This window comes from Mycetocola sp. Y791 (assembly GCF_059445325.1).
Genome location: NZ_JCAIUC010000003.1, coordinates 288,182 through 305,347 on the forward strand (window position 1 = coordinate 288,182; position 17,166 = coordinate 305,347).

The 17,166-nt window shown below is 64.3% G+C and carries 15 protein-coding genes and 1 tRNA gene; 4 read left to right on the forward strand and 12 right to left on the reverse strand.

Going from position 1 to position 17,166, the window contains the following annotated elements; translation table 11 throughout:
* Nucleotides 1-19 precede the first annotated feature (19 nt).
* From AC1C2N_RS10430 to AC1C2N_RS10465, 8 genes are all read right to left on the reverse strand, one after another.
* Nucleotides 20-2,446 carry a DEAD/DEAH box helicase gene (locus AC1C2N_RS10430; RefSeq protein WP_495433930.1) on the reverse strand — a complete coding sequence of 809 codons (2,427 nt, stop codon included), beginning with the start codon at nucleotides 2,444-2,446 and terminating at the stop codon, nucleotides 20-22.
* Nucleotides 2,443-3,192: a twin-arginine translocase subunit TatC gene (gene tatC, locus AC1C2N_RS10435; protein WP_108961850.1), complete on the reverse strand. Its 750-nt coding sequence runs from the start codon at nucleotides 3,190-3,192 to the stop codon at nucleotides 2,443-2,445. The genes AC1C2N_RS10430 and tatC overlap by 4 nt, the downstream gene beginning before the upstream one ends.
* Nucleotides 3,193-3,263: 71 nt before the next feature.
* Nucleotides 3,264-3,563 (reverse strand): twin-arginine translocase TatA/TatE family subunit, encoded by a 300-nt coding sequence (tatA, locus tag AC1C2N_RS10440; protein ID WP_483404065.1) that lies wholly within the window; start codon nucleotides 3,561-3,563, stop codon nucleotides 3,264-3,266.
* Nucleotides 3,564-3,614: 51 nt separating this feature from the next.
* Nucleotides 3,615-4,622, reverse strand: coding sequence for a helix-turn-helix transcriptional regulator (locus AC1C2N_RS10445; protein ID WP_495433931.1), 1,008 nt, complete (start codon nucleotides 4,620-4,622; stop codon nucleotides 3,615-3,617).
* Nucleotides 4,615-5,646 (reverse strand): helix-turn-helix transcriptional regulator, encoded by a 1,032-nt coding sequence (locus AC1C2N_RS10450; protein WP_483404067.1) that lies wholly within the window; start codon nucleotides 5,644-5,646, stop codon nucleotides 4,615-4,617. The genes AC1C2N_RS10445 and AC1C2N_RS10450 overlap by 8 nt, the downstream gene beginning before the upstream one ends.
* Before the next feature lie 80 nt (nucleotides 5,647-5,726).
* Nucleotides 5,727-6,662 carry an FKBP-type peptidyl-prolyl cis-trans isomerase gene (locus tag AC1C2N_RS10455; RefSeq protein ID WP_483404068.1) on the reverse strand — a complete coding sequence of 312 codons (936 nt, stop codon included), beginning with the start codon at nucleotides 6,660-6,662 and terminating at the stop codon, nucleotides 5,727-5,729.
* 94 nt (nucleotides 6,663-6,756) lie between these two features.
* On the reverse strand, nucleotides 6,757-7,926 hold the full coding sequence (locus tag AC1C2N_RS10460; protein WP_483404069.1) for a tRNA (adenine-N1)-methyltransferase: 1,170 nt from the start codon (nucleotides 7,924-7,926) through the stop codon (nucleotides 6,757-6,759).
* On the reverse strand, nucleotides 7,923-8,606 hold the full coding sequence (locus AC1C2N_RS10465) for an HAD family hydrolase (RefSeq protein ID WP_483404070.1): 684 nt from the start codon (nucleotides 8,604-8,606) through the stop codon (nucleotides 7,923-7,925). Before AC1C2N_RS10465 ends, AC1C2N_RS10460 begins: the two co-directional genes overlap by 4 nt.
* 102 nt (nucleotides 8,607-8,708) lie before the next feature.
* Here AC1C2N_RS10465 and AC1C2N_RS10470 point away from each other — a divergent pair, with 102 nt between their 5' ends.
* Nucleotides 8,709-9,626, forward strand: a complete 918-nt coding sequence (locus AC1C2N_RS10470) for a proteasome assembly chaperone family protein (protein ID WP_234031325.1) — start codon at nucleotides 8,709-8,711, stop codon at nucleotides 9,624-9,626.
* A 46-nt stretch (nucleotides 9,627-9,672) separates the two neighbouring features.
* On the opposite strand, the gene mshC is transcribed toward AC1C2N_RS10470, so the two are convergent.
* From mshC to AC1C2N_RS10485, 3 genes are read right to left on the reverse strand one after another with little or no spacing between them, the layout of a single operon-like run.
* Nucleotides 9,673-10,941, reverse strand: a complete 1,269-nt coding sequence (mshC, locus tag AC1C2N_RS10475; protein WP_483404071.1) for a cysteine--1-D-myo-inosityl 2-amino-2-deoxy-alpha-D-glucopyranoside ligase — start codon at nucleotides 10,939-10,941, stop codon at nucleotides 9,673-9,675.
* Between the two features lie 22 nt (nucleotides 10,942-10,963).
* Nucleotides 10,964-11,818: an undecaprenyl-diphosphate phosphatase gene (locus tag AC1C2N_RS10480; protein ID WP_483404072.1), complete on the reverse strand. Its 855-nt coding sequence runs from the start codon at nucleotides 11,816-11,818 to the stop codon at nucleotides 10,964-10,966.
* 17 nt (nucleotides 11,819-11,835) lie between these two features.
* A complete protein-coding gene (locus tag AC1C2N_RS10485) occupies nucleotides 11,836-13,176 on the reverse strand; it encodes a M20/M25/M40 family metallo-hydrolase (protein WP_483404073.1) in 1,341 nt (446 codons plus the stop codon).
* A 119-nt stretch (nucleotides 13,177-13,295) separates the two neighbouring features.
* On the opposite strand from AC1C2N_RS10485, the gene AC1C2N_RS10490 reads away from it, so the two are divergent.
* Nucleotides 13,296-13,379 (forward strand) — tRNA-Leu (locus tag AC1C2N_RS10490).
* Nucleotides 13,380-13,465: 86 nt separating this feature from the next.
* Here AC1C2N_RS10490 and AC1C2N_RS10495 read toward each other — a convergent pair.
* A complete protein-coding gene (locus tag AC1C2N_RS10495; RefSeq protein WP_495433932.1) occupies nucleotides 13,466-14,212 on the reverse strand; it encodes a DUF4386 family protein in 747 nt (248 codons plus the stop codon).
* A 185-nt stretch (nucleotides 14,213-14,397) separates the two neighbouring features.
* On the opposite strand from AC1C2N_RS10495, the gene AC1C2N_RS10500 reads away from it, so the two are divergent.
* Nucleotides 14,398-15,063: a response regulator transcription factor gene (locus AC1C2N_RS10500; RefSeq protein WP_483404075.1), complete on the forward strand. Its 666-nt coding sequence runs from the start codon at nucleotides 14,398-14,400 to the stop codon at nucleotides 15,061-15,063.
* Nucleotides 15,056-17,083, forward strand: coding sequence for a sensor histidine kinase (locus tag AC1C2N_RS10505; RefSeq protein ID WP_483404076.1), 2,028 nt, complete (start codon nucleotides 15,056-15,058; stop codon nucleotides 17,081-17,083). The genes AC1C2N_RS10500 and AC1C2N_RS10505 overlap by 8 nt, the downstream gene beginning before the upstream one ends.
* Nucleotides 17,084-17,166 lie beyond the last annotated feature (83 nt).

Here is a 17,166-nt window from a genome sequence, read left to right on the forward strand (position 1 = left end):
TGTCGCCGCCCCCGAAACCTCACACTGAGCTGTATGCGACGATGCCGCGGCGGATGGCATCCAGTGCCTTACGGGCATTGCGGCCCACGCCCCCGTCGGCAACCATCGACAACTGGTCAAGCAGGTCGATCGTCTGCTTGGTCCAGCGGACGAAGTCACCCGCTGCCATATCGGCGTCGAGAAGCACCGAATTGAGCGTCGAACCGCGGGCCCACTTATGCATGGCGATGGCGAGACCGGTGGCCAGCGGTTCGCTTCCTGGCAGTCTGTGGTCCTGTTCGGTGTCGTCGAGGCGGGCCCAGAGGTCCTGGGTCTTGTCGAGCGCGACGCGGAACGCACCACGCGGGAGGAATCGTTCGGGCACCTGCCCCTCATCGCGGCGCGGTTCGAACACGATGCAACTCGCCATTGCGGCGAGGCTCGCCGGGTCGAGGTCGTTCCAGAGATTGCGGTGCAGGGCCTCGGCGACCAGCAGGTCCCGTTCGCCGTAGATCCGTTTGAGGGTCCGACCGGCTGCACTCAGTTCGAGCTGACCGCCATCTCCTGGAACGAGGTATTCGTACTCGACCAGCACATCGGTGACCCGGTCGAAGATCTTCGCAACGGCGCCGGTGCGCGTCGCGATCTGCCGGGTGAGCTGGTCGGTCTGCTTCTTCAGCTTGAAATACCGTTCTGCCCACCTGGCGTGCTGCTCCCGGTCGGGACAGTTGTGGCACGGGTGAGCGGAGAGCCGCTTTCGCAACCCGTTGACCCTGCGCTGGCGCTTTTCACGCGTCGCGCGCGACCCGTGCTCCGCCTGTGCCGACCCGCGCTCAAGATCAGTGAGTTCACGCCTCATCGAGGCATACTCGCGGAAATCACCGAGGTGACAGGTCATCGACTCGGCGTACTTGGCGAGTGATGCCTCCTGCTCACGCACCTTCCGTGCGATTCCGACGACCGCCCGGTCGGCCTGGAACTGTGCGAACGACGACTCGAGGATCTCCCTGGTGCGCTCCCGGCCGAACTGGTCGATCAGGTTCACCGCCATGTTGTAGGTCGGTTTGAAGCTGGAGTTGAGCGGATAGCTCCGGCGGGATGCGAGGGATGCAACGGACTGCGGGTGAAGACCGTCCTGCCAGGTGACGACGGCGTGTCCCTCGACGTCGATGCCGCGGCGACCGGCCCGACCGGTGAGCTGGGTGTACTCCCCCGGAGTGATCGGCACTCGCGCTTCGCCGTTGAACTTCTCGAGCTTCTCGAGCACAACCGTCCGTGCGGGCATATTGATCCCGAGCGCGAGCGTCTCCGTGGCAAAGACCGCCTTGACGAGCTTCTTCCTGAAGAGCTCCTCGACGACCTCCTTGAAGGCGGGCAGCATGCCGGCGTGGTGGGCAGCGACGCCACGCTCGAGTCCTTCGAGCCACTCCCAGTAACCGAGAACCGCGAGGTCTTCATCGGGCAGTTGGGAGCAGCGCTCCTCGACGATTGCCCGGATCTCGTCTCGCTCGTGGACTTCCGTGAGCCGGATGCCCGAGCGCAGTACCTGGGCGACGGCCTGGTCGCACCCGACCCGGCTGAAGATGAAGAAGATGGCGGGCAACAGGTGGTGCTCGTCAAGAAGGCGGATGACGTCGCCCCGGTCGATGCGCTGGGGAGGACGGCGGCCGCCCTTGGCGTTGTACCTGGAGACGTCGTTGTGCTGCCTGGTGTTGGGGTTGCGTCCGCCGAACTGCGCCATTCGGACGAGTTCGGGGTTGACCCGGGACGTGTCAGCGAGCGACGGCGCCGCAAACAGGTCGATGAGTTTGCCGCGCATGAGGACGTGCTGGTCCAGTGGGACCGGTCGTTCCTCTGACACGATGACCTCGGTGTGGCCGCGGACAGCCTGGAGCCAGTCGCCGAATTCCTCGGCGTTGGACACCGTTGCGCTCAGGGAAACCATCCGGACCTCTTCGGGAAGGTGGATGATGACCTCTTCCCACACTGCCCCGCGGAACCTGTCGGCGAGGTAGTGCACCTCGTCCATGACGACGTAAGCAAGGTCAGTGAGGAGGTCGGAATTCGCGTAAAGCATGTTCCTGAGCACCTCGGTCGTCATGACGACGACCCGCGCGTGCGCGTTGATATTGGTGTCTCCGGTGAGGAGGCCGACCGAATCGGCACCGTACTCGGCGACCAGTTCGCCGAACTTCTGGTTGCTCAGCGCCTTCATCGGCGCCGTGTAGAACACTTTCCGCCGCGGGCTCTGCATGGCAGCGTAGATGGCGAACTCGGCGATGATCGTTTTGCCGGCTCCGGTTGGCGCTGCAACGAGAACGCTGTTGCCCGCCTCGATACTCGCGCAGGCCTCGATCTGGAATGGGTCAAGGTCGAAGTGCTGCTTCTCGCGGAAGGCATCGAGAAGAGGGGTTTTCCGTCGGGAGGCCGCGTAGCGCTCCGCTGGGCTGAGGTCTGCGGTGGTCACAGGGCCAATTCTGCGTCGAGGGCGGCCTGCCGCTTCGCGGCGCGGCGGTCGTGCACGTATGCGACTCCATACGCGGCGAAGTACAGGATGATCATGGGTATGGCGAGCAGGAACATCGAGATCACGTCGGCCGCTGGTGTGGAGATCGCACAGAACACGGCGATCACGAGCACCGCAATCCGCCAGGACTTGATGATGGTCGCCGCGCTGAGGACACCGACAAAGTTGAGCAGGACGAGGAAGACGGGCACGACGAAAGCGATACCGATGGCGAGCAGCAGCTTCAACACGAAGTCGAAGTAGATCCCGGCGTTGAAGAAGTTGGAGGCTTCCGCCGGAGTGAAGCCGACCATCAGCTCAACAATGTGGGGCATGATGAGCCAGCCGGCCGCGCACCCTGCAAGGAACAACGGCACTGCGCTCAGCAGGAACCCGAGCGCGTAGCCGATCTCTTTCCGGGTGAGACCCGGGACCAGGAACGCCCAGATCTGGTATAGCCAGATCGGGCTCGAAATGACGATGCCCAGGGTGAGAGCGACCTTCATCCTGAGGTCGAACGCACCAGTGACGGCGTCGAAGTTGAGGAGCGCCTGGCCGCGTTCAACGGCAATCTCAGTGATCGGGGCGGCCATCATCCTGATCGCCCATTCGGACAGGACGAACCCGCCGATCATTGCGATCACAACACCGGCGGCGATGATGAAGAGGCGTTTCCGCAGTTCGACCAGGTGCTCGCCGAGCGACATCCGGCCTTCGGCGTTCTTTCCCCTGGAGCGCTGTGCGCTTTTTCGCCCGGTGGTTCCCTGAGTCACTGACCTTACGGTTTCGTGTGTGTCTCTGGCGCGCTGGATGTAGCGGTCTCAGTCGGGTAAGCCGGAGGCGCCGTTTCTGTCGGGTAGACCGGGGTGGCCGTTGCGGACGTCGTCGTCGGCGGAACGGGAACTGTCGGGTCGACCGGGGTGGTCGTTTCGGGCTTGTCGCTCTTGATCTCGTTCTTGAAGATCTTCATGGACTGTCCGAGGCTCTTGGCGAGGCCAGGGAGCTTCGGTGCGCCAAAGAGAAGGAGCACGAGGAACACAATGATGAGCAGGTGCCAGCCGGTGAGGTTACCTAACATGATCCATCCTTTGATTGGTGCCGTTAGGCAGAAGTTTAGCGTGGTTCAAAGCTATCGCGGGTTTTCTGGCAGGCGACTGGAAGCATCGCCGTCGGCATACCTGTCGATCGCGGCCTGTGCCCAGTCCGCAACCCGGGCACGCGCCGACGCCGGCTCGACCACCGTAAGAACTCCGGCCAGTCCGGCAACCAGCCTCTTGAGCCCGTGGGTGTGGGCGAGGTGAAGGGTGACCCTCGTGTGCCCTGTGCCTCCGGGCTTGGCGGGTTCCGCCGTGAGGTAGTCGGAGATCAGCGGAAGCGCGCTTGCGTCCAGCTCGACGACGACGCTCAGGTCGGTTTCGCTCGGTTCGAAGAGCCTGTCGCCGAGGGGAACGTCATCGGCTCTTCGGCTGATCGGGACGCTCGTCGCCACGAGCGCACTCATCCGGTCAAGCCGGAAGGTACGGGCGGCGTCGCGACCGTGGTCCCATCCCCTCAAGTACCAGTCCTGGTCGAGGGACTCGATCCGCAGCGGGTCGACCGCTCGTCGTTCCAGTTCGCCGCGCGAGTTGAGGTAATCGAACTCGATCCGGGATCCTGCGCTGACGGCATCCCGAATGATCCTGAGATACTCATCGACCTCGGATGACCCAACCGCGACTTCACTCGGCGTGCCGGACGCGCCCCTGGACAGCTTCGCCAGGAGCGAGACCAGGACTCCCCTGTCGGCCTGCTCCGGGAGCGATGACAGGTACTGCAACCCGGCAATGAGGGCAGCTGCCTCACGAGCTGAGAAACGCGGAGAGTCGTCGATCGCGACGAGATGAGTGATGGCGATTTCGTCGCGCTCGTCGAACAGGTCCCAGTCGATGTCGAAGAGGTCCTCGTGCTGGTACGAGCTGGTCTCACCCGGTACACCGGAGACCGCGATCAGGTTGACCGAGTCGCGGATCTGGGTCTCGGACACACCGAAGTGCCGCGCCGCCTCCTGGACGGAGACCTGGCCCTTGTCCATGAGGTACGGCACAAACGCGAGCAGGAAGGCGAGCTTGTCCCGCCCGTGTGGTGTCGAACTAGCCATTGTCAAGTCCGTCCGCTGGGGCGTCGAGGTGCCGGTCTCTGGTGGTGATGTGCCTCGCGAGCACCGCGGTGCGCAGGCGTTCCGGGCTCAGCACGAGTACTTCAGGGCCGTAACTGGCGAGCTCGTCCGCAAGCACGTCGACGTCGGTGTAGTGCAACCGGAGTTCGGTGGAGTCGTTGTCGGATGCCGGCTCGGCGCGTTTGGAGAGCCGCGTGGCGGCATCCGTTCCCGGTTCGACAGTGACAACGGCAACCTGAGCCTCCCAGAGGGCGTCGAGAGCACGGAGCGACCGTTCCGCATGCCCAACGGTTTCCGGGGGAAGCCACGTCTTGCTGGTCGTCGTGACCGGCCCGACGATGCGACTCAGCAGGAAGGTTCTGCCCTCGTTCACTTCCATGTCCTCGGCGGACAGGTGCCAGCGGCCATGGTGCTGGACCAGCGCGAGCGGCGCAACGGTCCGTGTCCGTGGGCTGGCCTCACCGGGTTTGAGATAGGGGAACGTCACAACGGCGTGTTTCTCGAGCGCGAGGCGCAGCGGATCGAATGAGCTCTCCCGGATCCGCACCCGTGGCGCGTATCCGATGACCGGCTCGTCCGACTCGATGCCGAGGGAGTTGAGCTTGAGCAACGCCCGCTGGGACTCGGCCGACAGTGACCCTTGCTGCCACACGGTCGCGGCGAGCGACAGCATGGCTATCTCGGTGGGCGAGAACGTGATGTCGCTGGGCAGGTCATACTCCCCCTTGGGGATCCGGTAGCGCAGCGACTGGTTGTTGCCGGGATCGCCCGGTGTTTCGATCGTCTCGAGCGGGATGCCGAGTTCACGGATGTCGTCTTTGTCGCGTTCGAACTGGCGGTCGAGGCTCGCGTTGTCGCCGAACGCGGAGTACCGCTGCCGATATCCCTGGACGGTCGACAGGATCTCGGACTTGGTCAGGCCCTGTTCGGTCGCGAGCAGGGCCAGAACGAGGCTGAAGAGTCGTTCCTCGACGGGGACTGGCGCTGCAGCGCGGGGTTCTTGCACAGCATCATCATAGTTGCGCCGGGAGCGGGAATCCGGCGGACCCGAGCCGACTGGCGCGGGTCCGCCGGCGAGGCGGTCGATCAGTTGACGGTGCCCAGAATGTCGACGACGAAAACGAGCGTCGATCCGGCGGGGATCGTTGCTGAACCCTGTTCGCCGTACGCGAGCTCAGCCGGGATGACGGCGATGATCTGCGAACCGACCGTCTTCCCCTCGAGGGCTGTCGCGAGGCCGGGGACTATGCCGTCGAGGCTGAAGACAGCCGGTGTCGCGTCGTCCCATGACGTGTCGAAGATACTGTTGTCATCCCAGAGCGCGCCGGTGTAGTGAACGACGACGCGGTCATCGGCGGAGACCGTGTCTCCGCTTCCGGTCTTCAGGGTCGCAACCTTGAGCTCGGTGGGAGCCTCTGATTTCGGGACGGTGATGCCAGGGGTGCCGTCCGCTGCCGTGACAACACTGGGGAAGCCCGACTGGAAGACGGGGGTCGGTGTGCCGTCGGCCTTGGCGAGGAATGCGTCCGTGATGTCCGCGACCATAATGACGGCGTCGTTCGACTCGACTCCGAGTTGGGCGCTGCCCTGGTCGCCGAATGCGTCGGCGGGGGTCATCACGGCGGCGATGCGCGATCCGACGGTCGAGCACGCGATGCTGTCAGCCATCCCTGGCAGGAGCTGCGACGGCAGGTAAACCCCGGGCTCGGCGTACGCGCCTTCTTCGATGGGCGCCCCTGTTGTGCCGTTGTAGAAGGAGAAGCTCATCTCAACGAGCTGGTCGTCGGTGATTTGTGCTCCGTCACCCTCGATCAGTGTGGAGACCTGGGTGGTGTCCGTCTTCAGCGGGGTGGGGAAATCAACTTCCTTCAGCGAACCGAGGGCTCCCGTCGCGTCGACGAGCGTTGACGCGTCACCGGAGGAGACCGGTGAGTCGCAGTCGCTTCCCGTTGCGGGTGCGCAGCCCGTGAGGGTGGCCAGGACGACGCCTGCGGTCAGGAGCAATGCGGGTGCCTTCTGCACGGTGCCTCGATTTCGTACTCGGGTGTTCTCGACGGGAACCAATTGGGTTGGTGTCCCCTGTGTGGCGTGACTCTCACCTCTCGCCCGGGCCATCTTAGCCACGCGGCGTTTCTCCAGGCTCGGAGTTTGCAGTGTCCGTCGCATCAGTGTCGGGTTCGATGGCTGAGACGGAGTCGGCGGACCCCTCGCTGGCGGCGGATTCTCCTGAGTCCCCCACAGGTGCCTCAGCGGCTGGTCCAAGGCCCCTGGCCTTGGAGAGCTCGGCGGAATTGGCCACGCTTCTGACCCTCTTGCGCAGGATCTTGGCGCTGACGTTCCGCTCACCGAGAGCGCCCGGCGTCCACTGTTCGACATCGTCATCGCTGAAGTCGGACTTGCTCGGCCTGCGCTTGAGCTCGGGAAGGATTGTTCCGTCTGCGAGCTTTCTCGCGGTGATGAGGAAGCCGGTGTGGCCGATCATCCTGTGGTCAGGTCGCACGGCGAGTCCCTCGACGTGCCAGCCACGGACGATGGTCTCGCTCGAGTCAGGGTTGGTGAAGCGCCCTGTCGCCCGAATGGCCTCTGCGACTCGCGAAAGCTGGGTCACAGTCGCGACGTAGCAGAGGATGACTCCACCCGGCTTCATCGCGTCTGCGCACGCGTCGATGCACTCCCACGGTGCGAGCATGTCGAGGACGACGCGGTCGACCGAGTCCGGCTCCATGGTGGTCGGCAGCGTCTCGGTGAGGTCGCCGACGGAGACCCTCCAGTTTTCGGGGTCATACCCAAAGAAGGTGGCGACGTTGCCGCGCGCAACATCGGCGAACTCGTCACGTCGCTCGAACGATTCGAGCCTGCCTGTCGGCCCGATGGCCCTGAGGATCCAGAGCGAGAGAGCGCCGGAGCCCACACCGGCCTCGACGACTGTTGCACCGGGGAAGATGTCTGCAAGTCCGACGATCTGCGCGGCATCCTTCGGGTAAATGATGGCTGCGCCCCGCGGCATCGACATGACGAAGTCAACGAGGAGTGGGCGCAGGGCGAGGTACTCGATGCCGTCGGTGGTCGTGATGACCGAACCGTCGGGCAGGCCGATGATGGTGTCGTGGCTGACGATGCCGCGATGGGTGTGGAATTCCTTGCCCGGTTCCAGGGTAATCGTGTTGCGTTTGCCCTTCGGGCCGGTGAGCTGTACCCGATCACCGACACGGAACGGCCCGGAGTTCTGCGGTCGCTCGTCGGTGGGCGGTGTGGTGGCTGGCTGGGTGGCGGAGGTGTCGGTCATCGGGGAAGTCCTTCGGTTGCGCGAGCGGCAACGAGGGCGGCGAGATCGACGCTTGTCCTGCCTGCGAGTGTCGGCCAGGTGGTGTGAGAGTCAGATGGGGCTATCGAAACAGCGTGCGGGACAGCGACGGCCATGCTGCCGGCGGCGACAGCGGATGCCAGTCCGGCGCGTGAGTCCTCGATGGCAACGCAGTCAGCAATGTCGACTCCGAGCAGCCGGGCCGCGGTGAGGTAGGGCTCCGGGTGCGGTTTCGGGTTTTCGACCTCGTCACCGGTGACGAGTACGTCGAACGCGTCGAATGGGATGTGAGAGACAACCTGTTCGGCCATCCTGCGGATGGACATGGTGACCAGCGCCGTTTTGACGCCGAGGGATCTGAGTTCCTCGAGCAGTTCGCGGGCTCCTGGACGGAACGGGACACCGTCTTTCTCGAGCCGTTCCTGCACCCGGCTGGTGAGGTGGTTGACGATGTCGTCTGCGGTCATCTCAACCCCGTGATCCTGGAACACCTTCGCGGATTCCCACAGGCCTGCACCGACGAGGGTCATCGCGTCTTCGTAGGTCCAGGTGTGCCCGAACGACTCGACGAGGTCGGTTTCGGCGGAGATCCAGTACGGCTCAGTGTCGACGATGGTGCCGTCCATGTCCCAGAGGACAGCGGCGGGTAGCTGTGTAGTCACGAGTTTCAATGCTACCTGTTGCCGGAGAGCGCCTATTCTGGAACCAGTGCGGGCGAGAGCCAGCCAATACTGCGTCGGGGAAACCCGTGGAATGGGGAACTAGTGCTGAGTGGTCGGTTGCTCGTCGTCGCCTTCGAGGGCTGGAACGACGCTGGTGAAGCAGCCACGGGTGCTGTCCGTGTGTTGCAGGAGCAGCTCGACGTCTCGGCGATCTTCGAGATCGACCCCGAGCTCTACTACGACTACCAGTTCAACCGGCCGGTGATCGCCGTCGATGACGACGGCAAGCGCCGGATCACCTGGCCAACGGCAACTCTCTATGGCCCGAGCGCCCCGGCCGCGGACACTGACGCCCCTGCACCGCTCGCTGACGATGCGGACCTCAGCGTCAGCGGTTCCAACGGCGGCAATATTTTCCTGCTGGTTGGCAGCGAGCCGTCGCGCAGCTGGAAAGCGTTCACCGCGGAGATCATCGACGCGGCACTCACCCACGACATCTCGACGATCGTCTTTCTCGGTGCCATGCTCGCCGATGTTCCCCACACCCGCCCGATCTCCATTTTCGCGTCGAGCGAGAATGACGAGATGCGGGGTGAGCTTCAACTCGAACGCAGCAGCTATGAGGGCCCCGTCGGGATCCTCAGCGTGCTCGCCGAGGCGGCCGAGCAGGCCGGAATCTCCACCCTTTCGATTTGGGCATCAGTCCCCCACTACGTGCACAACGCGCCATCGCCGAAGGCGGTGCTTGCCCTCATCGACAAGCTCGAGGAGATCGTCGATGTCGTGATCCCGCGCGGCGACCTGGTTGAGGAATCCGGCGAGTGGGAGAACGGCATCAACGCGCTCGCGGGCGATGACGAAGACATGGCCGCCTACATCGCTCAGTTGGAACAGGCGCGCGACACCGTGGAATCCCCCGAGGCCAGCGGTGAGGCCATCGCCAAGGAGTTCGAGCGCTACTTGCGCCGCTCAGGTGACGGCAAGGGCGACGGCCGCAACGAGCCCCCGGCCCGCGGCTGAGTCCCCCGCCTCACCGCTTCTCGCTTTCAGCCGTGCCGTTCGACGGTCAGAGTTCCACGCCGAGCAGCGCGTGAATGGCGCGGCGAATCAGCTCGGGGTCGGTCACACCGCTCGTCGCCGCGTCGTCGATCACACGGAGCGCAGCAGGCGTGTCGAGGTCGAGCTGGAGCGCCGACCGAAGGGCCGAGAGCACTGCGTGCGAATCGAAAGCGTCCGGGGTCGCAGCACTCGTGCTGATGTCGTCCGTCGGCCTGAAGGCGCTCTGCCACAGGCTGAGCCGCGCCGCCGCGTCGACGAGCAAACGGTCGGTCCACTCCCAGTCCGAGCGGTAGTGGTGTGCGAGGATCGCCAGCCGAATCGAGCGCGCGTCGACGCCCGACTGAAGCAGGCGGGAGATGAGCACGAGGTTCCCGAGCGACTTCGACATCTTCTCGCCCTCGAAGGCGACGAGGCCGGCGTGGCTGTAGACCCGTGCTAGCGGGTGCCCGCTCAGGGCAGACGCGTGGCCGGCACTGAGTTCGTGATGCGGAAAGACGAGGTCGCCGCCGCCGCCCTGCACCGTGAAGTCGGTGCCGAGCTCCATCAGGGCGATCACCGAGCACTCGATATGCCACCCGGGCCGGCCGCGGCCGACGCTCGAAGGCCAGCTCGGCTCCGAGTCGCGTGCCGCGCGCCAGAGGAGTGGATCGAGGCGATCGCGCTTACCGGCGCGGTCCGGGTCTCCCCCGCGCTCTGCGAAGTACTTCACCATGGTTTCTGCGTCGTAATTGCTGACGTCGCCGAGCTTCCACGGGCCGATTTTCGCAGCCGCGGCACTGTCGAAGTAGATGTCGTCACCGACGGTTGAATCCGGGGTCGGCACAGAGTATGCCGCTCCTGCGGCCACAAGCCGTCTGACTGCCTCGGCTATTTCGTCGAGCACCTCGGTGACCGCGACGTAGTTCTCGGGCGGGAGGATGCTGAGGGCCTCCATATCGCCCCGGAACAATTCGACCTGGCTTTCGGCGAGGTCTCGCCAGTCGACTCCCGTGGCTGCCGCGCGTTCGAGCAGGGGGTCGTCGATGTCGGTGACGTTTTGGGCGTAGTGGACCTCGAGGCCGCCGTCGAGCCACACGCGCTGCAGGGTGTCGTAGGCAAGGTAGGTCGCAGCGTGTCCCATGTGGGTCGCGTCGTACGGCGTGATCCCGCAGACGTACAACCGCGCGATCTCCCCGGTGTGTGCCTCAATCATGCCGCCGGTTGCTGTGTCGAAAAGACACGGCGGAAGCGAGTTGCCGGGGAGGGTCGGGACGAGCGGTCTATTCCATGCCTTCACCTGTCCAGCCTAAGCTGCGCGGCTAGGCCGTGAGGACACCGGTGCCGAGCAGGATGAAGACGACGACACCGAGCAGGATGCGGTAGATCACGAAGGGCATGAAGCTGCGCTTCGAGATGTAGCTCATGAAGAACTTGATGACGAAGATGGCGACGATGAAGGCAATGACCGTCGCGATCAGGGTCTCCCCAGGGCCGTAAATCTCCGGGATGCAATCGGTCGCGCCTTCGACGCACGGGTCGGCTATCGACTTATAGATCTGGAAGAAGCCGCTGCCGAGTACGGCGGGAATCGCGAGGAGGAACGCGTATCTGGCGGCTGCTGCCCGTTCATAGCCGAGGAAGAGCCCCGCGGTGATCGTTCCACCCGAACGTGACACCCCGGGGATGAGCGCGAGGGCCTGGGCCAGTCCGAAGATGATGCCATCGCGGTACCCGAGGTTCTCGAGTTTGAGGTTCTTCCGGCCGATCCAGTCGGCGATTCCGAGAAGGATGCCGAAGCCGATGAGCATGGATGCCGTGAACCACAGGGACCGCAGTGTGGTCTCAATCTGATCCTGGAACAGCAGACCGAGAACGACGATCGGCACCGAGCCGATGATGATGAGCCAGCCCATGCGGGCGTCAGGGTCGTTGCGCGGAATCTTTCCCACGAGCGCACGGCACCACGCACCGATGATGCGCACGATGTCTTTCCAGAACAGGATGACGACAGCGAGTTCTGTGCCGATCTGGGTGATTGCGGTGAAGCGCGCCCCTGGGTCGCCGCCTGTTCCGAGGAACTCGCCGACGATGCGCAGGTGAGCGCTCGACGACACCGGGAGAAATTCGGTGAGTCCCTGTACAAGACCCAGAATTATCGCGTTGAGAATGTCCACGGAATCCTTGCTTTTCGTCAGTAAGTGCGAAGCAGGTCGGTCAAAACCCGCCTGCCAAAGACTAATGCGTCGAGCGGGACACGCTCGTCAACACCGTGGAACATGGCGGGGAAATCGAGCTCGGGTGGCAGGAGGAGCGGAGCGAAGCCGTATCCGGTGATGCCGAGCATTGACAGAGCCTTGTTGTCGGTACCCGCCGGCAGGAGGTATGGCAGCACCTCGGCGCCGGGATCGTGGATCCTGAGCGTTTCGATCATGGCGTCGATCAGCGGGCCGGCAAACTCGTTCTCGAGGCCGACGTCCCGGTGCATCACCTCGATTTCGATGTCGGGTCCGACGAGTTCCTGCACCGCGGCGAGAACAGCGTCTTCCTCACCGGGCAACGAACGGATGTCGACGAGCGCCTCTGCGGTGTCCGGAACGACGTTGTGCTTGTATCCGGCCGTCAGCACTGTGGGATTTGTGGTGGTGCGGAGTGACGCCTGGATGAAGCCGGATGCCGTTCCGGTCGCGAGGGCAAGTTCGTCCGGGCCGAGTGCCTGCGGGTCGACGCCGAGGATGCGGGCGACTTCGTCGAGGAGTGCCGTCGTCGTATCGGTGAGCCTGATCGGCCATTCCTGCCTGCCGACGGCCGCGACGGCTTCGGCCAGGCGTGTGATGGCGTTCTCCCGGACGACGCGCGAGCCGTGAGCCGCCGGACCCCTCGCGATGAGCTTCACCCACAGCAGAGCTTTTTCTCCGGTCTGCACGAGGTACGCGCGCTTGCCGCCGAGCGTGATGGAATATCCGCCCACTTCGCTGATGGCCTCCGTCGCACCTTCGAACAGGTCAGGCCGGGTCGAGACGAGGTGATGAGAGCCAAGGACTCCGCCGTTCTCCTCGTCGGCGAAGAACGCCAGGATGAGGTCACGCGCCGGGCGTTCGCCACCCCGCAGGATGTCGGCCACCGCGGTGAGGATCATGGCATCCATGTTCTTCATGTCGACCGCTCCCCTGCCCCACAGCATCCCGTCACGGATCACACCACCGAAGGGATCGACGCTCCAGTTGCGCGGGTCGGCGGGGACGACGTCGAGGTGGCCGTGAACGACGAGTGCACCCTTCGAGCTGTCGCGTCCAGCGACCCGCGCGACGACGCTGGTGCGTCCGGGATCTGAGTCGATCAGTTCCGGCTCGAGACCGAGTCCCCGCAGGTACTCCGCGACGTATTCGGCGGCAATCGTCTCCCCCTTGGACTTACCCCCGCCGTAGTTGGTGGTGTCCATGCGAATGAGGTCCCTGGCGAGCCGCACGGTCTCGTCGAGCTCAGCGTCGATGGGAGCCTGTGCCGTGCCTGGTGATTGCGCGTCGAAATTCATGCCACAACGCTATCGGTGTCGGCACAGACGGTGTGTGTTCATTGCGTCCCGAAAACCGTGCTAAAGTTTTCTCTCGGCAGGGTGCTTCGGTAACCGGCCAGAAACAGAAACAAAACAATGCGCGGGTGGCGGAAATGGCAGACGCGCTAGCTTGAGGTGCTAGTGCCCTTACGGGCGTGGGGGTTCAAGTCCCCCTTCGCGCACATTGTGAAGAACTGTGTTGAGACAGTAGAAAAGCCGGGTCCATTGGATCCGGCTTTTCGCTTTTAACCCGTCAATATGTGATCTGTCAGGTGTTGCGTCCCGGGAGTGGCCCCAGCTCCCACTCGTCATTCGGTGTGTGGAGGATCCGCCAGGCCAGGAAAGCCATTCCGAGCGCTGTCAGGTTCCAGGCGATCAGATCGAGCCAGCGAACGTCGGTCATAACCGCGACGAAATGAAGCGGTTGTGAGATCACAAGGAGGATCGCCACCGCCCGTGGCATCAACCTGCGCCGGTAGCTCAGGACTCCGAGCAGAACCACTCCGACGATGTGTCCGACGATGAATACGCTGAGAAGGAAGTCCTGGCTCGGCATCGCCAGAAGTCGCGTACCAAGCGCCGTAACCTCGTCCGGGCTCAGACCGATCTGCGTTGCCGCCAGTACCGCGGCGTCGAGGCCGGTCAGGACACTCAGGGCGAGGTAGCCGGGTACGAGGAACGCACCAGCGACGAGCGCCAGAATAGGGCTGTGCCGTCGTGCGAGCTGGAGCGCCGCCCACGCTCCCGGGAGCAACGTGAACAGGGCAAGCACGTCCAGCCACAGAACGGCGGACTGGACACCCTGATTGGCCGCGACGGTCTCACCGACGGGTGCCCCAGGGAGCGTGAAGCGGATCAGCGACACCGCCACAGGGCCGACGGGCAAAAGGACCGCCGCTACGCAACGCCGAAGCGTACGGACGTCCCGAACGGCCACATCCGCAGTGGTCGTCGGCGCTGACGTGGCTCTGGGCGACACTCTCCGATCAGCGCGGGCTGAGTTGTCAGTGACCATGTGAAAACCTCCAGGTGATCTTCCGGCGCGGCACCGATTGCCGCTGACACCATGATCGAGGCGACCACACGACTGACGGATGGGACCCCGGCCCCGCTTCGCCCTGATGGCACGGGTGATTTTGCCCGGGTGATTTGGGGGCAGGCACCTATCATCCCTGGCCAGGGAGCGAGCATAATCAAGCAATGGAGCGCCCGAGTCAGCGCGGCGACAGCATTTCCGTCCTGATTGCCGATGACCACCCCGTGGTCCGACACGGGTTGGTATCGCTGCTCAGTACCCTTCCGGGGATCACCGTTGTCGGTCAGGTCGGGTCTGGCCGAGAGGCCGTACGGGAATCGGCGCTGCGCGCCCCGGACGTTGTCGTCATGGACCTTCGCATGCCCGACATGAGCGGCATCGAGGCAACGGAACAGATCCTCCATCGTTCACCACACATCAACGTGCTGATCCTGACGATGTACGACGACGATGACCTGGTCGGTGACGCACTGCGTGCGGGCGCGCGTGGCTATCTCGTCAAAGGTGCGGAGCAGGGGGAAATAGACCGTGCAATTCGCGCCGTCGCCGCGGGAGAAGCGATTTTCAGCGGCCCGGTTGCCGGTCGGGTGCTCGACCGTCTTGCACACCCCGCGCCTGCCCCCGTCCTGCCGCGCCTCACTGCGCGCGAGCGCGAGATTCTCCACCTCATTGCGACGGGCATCGACAACGCCTCGATCTCGGACGAACTCCACCTGTCACCCAAGACCGTGAGCAACCACATCTCGTCCATCTTCCTCAAGCTCGGAACTGCGACGAGAAGCCGGGCTATCGTCCTGGCGAGGGAAGCAGGCCTGGGGCGCCGTGACTGAGTCCGAGGTTCCCGTCCAGGAACGCCCCATGCGCCGCCGGAGCCGAACTCACGGGGTGGTCATCATCGTGAGCGGCATCGGCGCCGTGCTGACTGTGCTCGCGATCGGTATCGCTCTCGCCTTCGGTACGCCGTTCCGTCTCTTCGTTGACAGCTACACCCTGACGAATCTGGTGATCGGGGCGAGCCTGGTGTCTTCGGGGTCAGTTCTCGCGTGGTTTCGGCCGTCCAACGCGGTGGGGTGGTTGCTGCTCGTCTGCGGAACCGGCCACCTGGCCGCCGCAGCGGGGGCAACGCTCATCCTGTGGGGGGTCAGCGACGGGTGGCCGGTAGTCGTGACACGGTCGTTGACGACAGCGTTCCACGTCGGGTGGCTCATCGGGCTGCCTGGACTGTTCCTGCTCGCGCTGCTGCTTTTTCCCACCGGGCACCTCCCCTCCAGACGATGGCTGCCGCTCGCAATTGGCATCGCTGTCTCTGCCGCATACAACGTCGTCGCAGGGGTCCTGTCTGACGCAAGTCTCCTCGGCGACGAACGGACGGCGTCCATCCTGTCGGTGGGGTACCAGCCACCGACAGTGCTGGCCGAGGCATCGACGGTACTGACGGGTGCCTTCTACGTGCTGGTCGGTCTCTCGCTTCTCGAACGGTACGTGACCGGTAGCGAACGCCAGAAGAGACAACTGCTGTGGCTGATCCTCGCGTTTTTCGCTGCCGGACTGCTCAACTCACAGCGATGGATTACCGGCGATGGGCCGATTCTCGCGCTTCTTGGTGTCGCCCTTTTTCCCGTCGCCATCGCCATCGCCATCCTGCGGTATCAGCTCCTTGACATCCGAATCGTCCTCTCCCGGACGCTTATCTACACACTGGCCATCGGGGCGACCATTGCCGGCTACGTCGCGCTTGTCGCTGGCCTCAACCTCGTCGTGCCCGCCTCCGCTGATCAGTCGGTTCCGATTGCGGCAGCGATCGGGGTGGCGCTGGTTTTCAATCCGCTCCGCATCATGCTCCAGCGGCTCATCACGCGCGCCTTCTACGGTAACCGCGAAGACCAGCTCACGACGGCGTTGGCTCTCTCCCAGCAGCTCCAGCGATCGGACGGCGATCTGTCCATGCTGCTCGAACGGGCTCGGCAGGATCTCCGGTTGCCCTACCTGGCGCTCAGAAAACAGCCGGACGGGCCCACGATCGCGTCCGCCGGAGACCTGGCCGGCGTCACTGCGACCGCGACCGTCGACCTCGCCTACCGCGGGCACCACGAATCAACACTCGTCGTCGCCCTTCGCCGGGGCGAGCGAACTCTCCATGACGCGGACCGGCGGGCACTCAGCCTGATCGGGGTTCCGCTCTCGGTTGCCCAGCACGCCATCGAACTGGCCGAACAACTCAAAGCCGCCCGTTCTGCCACAGCCCAAGCCCGTGAACGAGAGAGAAAACGGCTCCATCGCGAGCTGCACGATGGTCTCGGCCCGGCGCTCACCGGGGCGGCATTCCACGCCGATGCGGCGTTCAACCTCGTCCACAGCGACCCGGACGGTGCAGCCGAGCTGCTGACCCAGTTGCGACACGAAGTGCGCTCATCCATCAGCGACGTCCGTCGGGTGGTGTACGGATTACGTCCGGTCGAACTGGACAAATATGGTTTCGACGGCGCACTCCGCAGACGCATTTCCAGTCTGAACGACGACCCCCGCCAGACGGTCACCATCCGGGCTACCGTTGACCCCGCGTTCCCGGAGTTCTCACCCGCCACAGAACTGGCAGCCTATCGAATTGTGGCTGAGTCGTTGGAAAACGTGCTCAAGCACTCAGTTGGTTCGCTCTGCACAGTGGCGGTGTCCGTCGGTGCGGAAATTCGAATCGTCGTGGACGATGACGGGGAACCGGTGACCGAGTGGAAGCCCGGAGTCGGCGTAGAATCCATGGTCGACCGCGCGGAAGAACTGGGCGGGTCCGCCGTCGTGGGACCATCGGTCAGCGGATGGCGTGTTGATGTCCGCCTTCCGCTGGATGGCTGACGATATCACCAGCTTTGACACTCGTGCTGGTCGCGCGTCACGACACCGCGGCGAAGTTCGCGAGGATCACAGCGTTACCGCGG

Coding starts and splice junctions, on each gene's coding strand:
- AC1C2N_RS10445 (WP_495433931.1), bottom strand. CDS start 4,622: ATGGCTAGTTCGACACCACACGGGCGGGACAAGCTCGCCTTCCTGCTC.
- AC1C2N_RS10485 (WP_483404073.1), bottom strand. CDS start 13,176: ATGAATTTCGACGCGCAATCACCAGGCACGGCACAGGCTCCCATCGAC.
- tatC (WP_108961850.1), bottom strand. CDS start 3,192: ATGTCGCTCGGCGAGCACCTGGTCGAACTGCGGAAACGCCTCTTCATC.
- AC1C2N_RS10460 (WP_483404069.1), bottom strand. CDS start 7,926: ATGACCGACACCTCCGCCACCCAGCCAGCCACCACACCGCCCACCGAC.
- AC1C2N_RS10500 (WP_483404075.1), top strand. CDS start 14,398: ATGGAGCGCCCGAGTCAGCGCGGCGACAGCATTTCCGTCCTGATTGCC.
- tatA (WP_483404065.1), bottom strand. CDS start 3,563: ATGTTAGGTAACCTCACCGGCTGGCACCTGCTCATCATTGTGTTCCTC.
- AC1C2N_RS10495 (WP_495433932.1), bottom strand. CDS start 14,212: ATGGTCACTGACAACTCAGCCCGCGCTGATCGGAGAGTGTCGCCCAGA.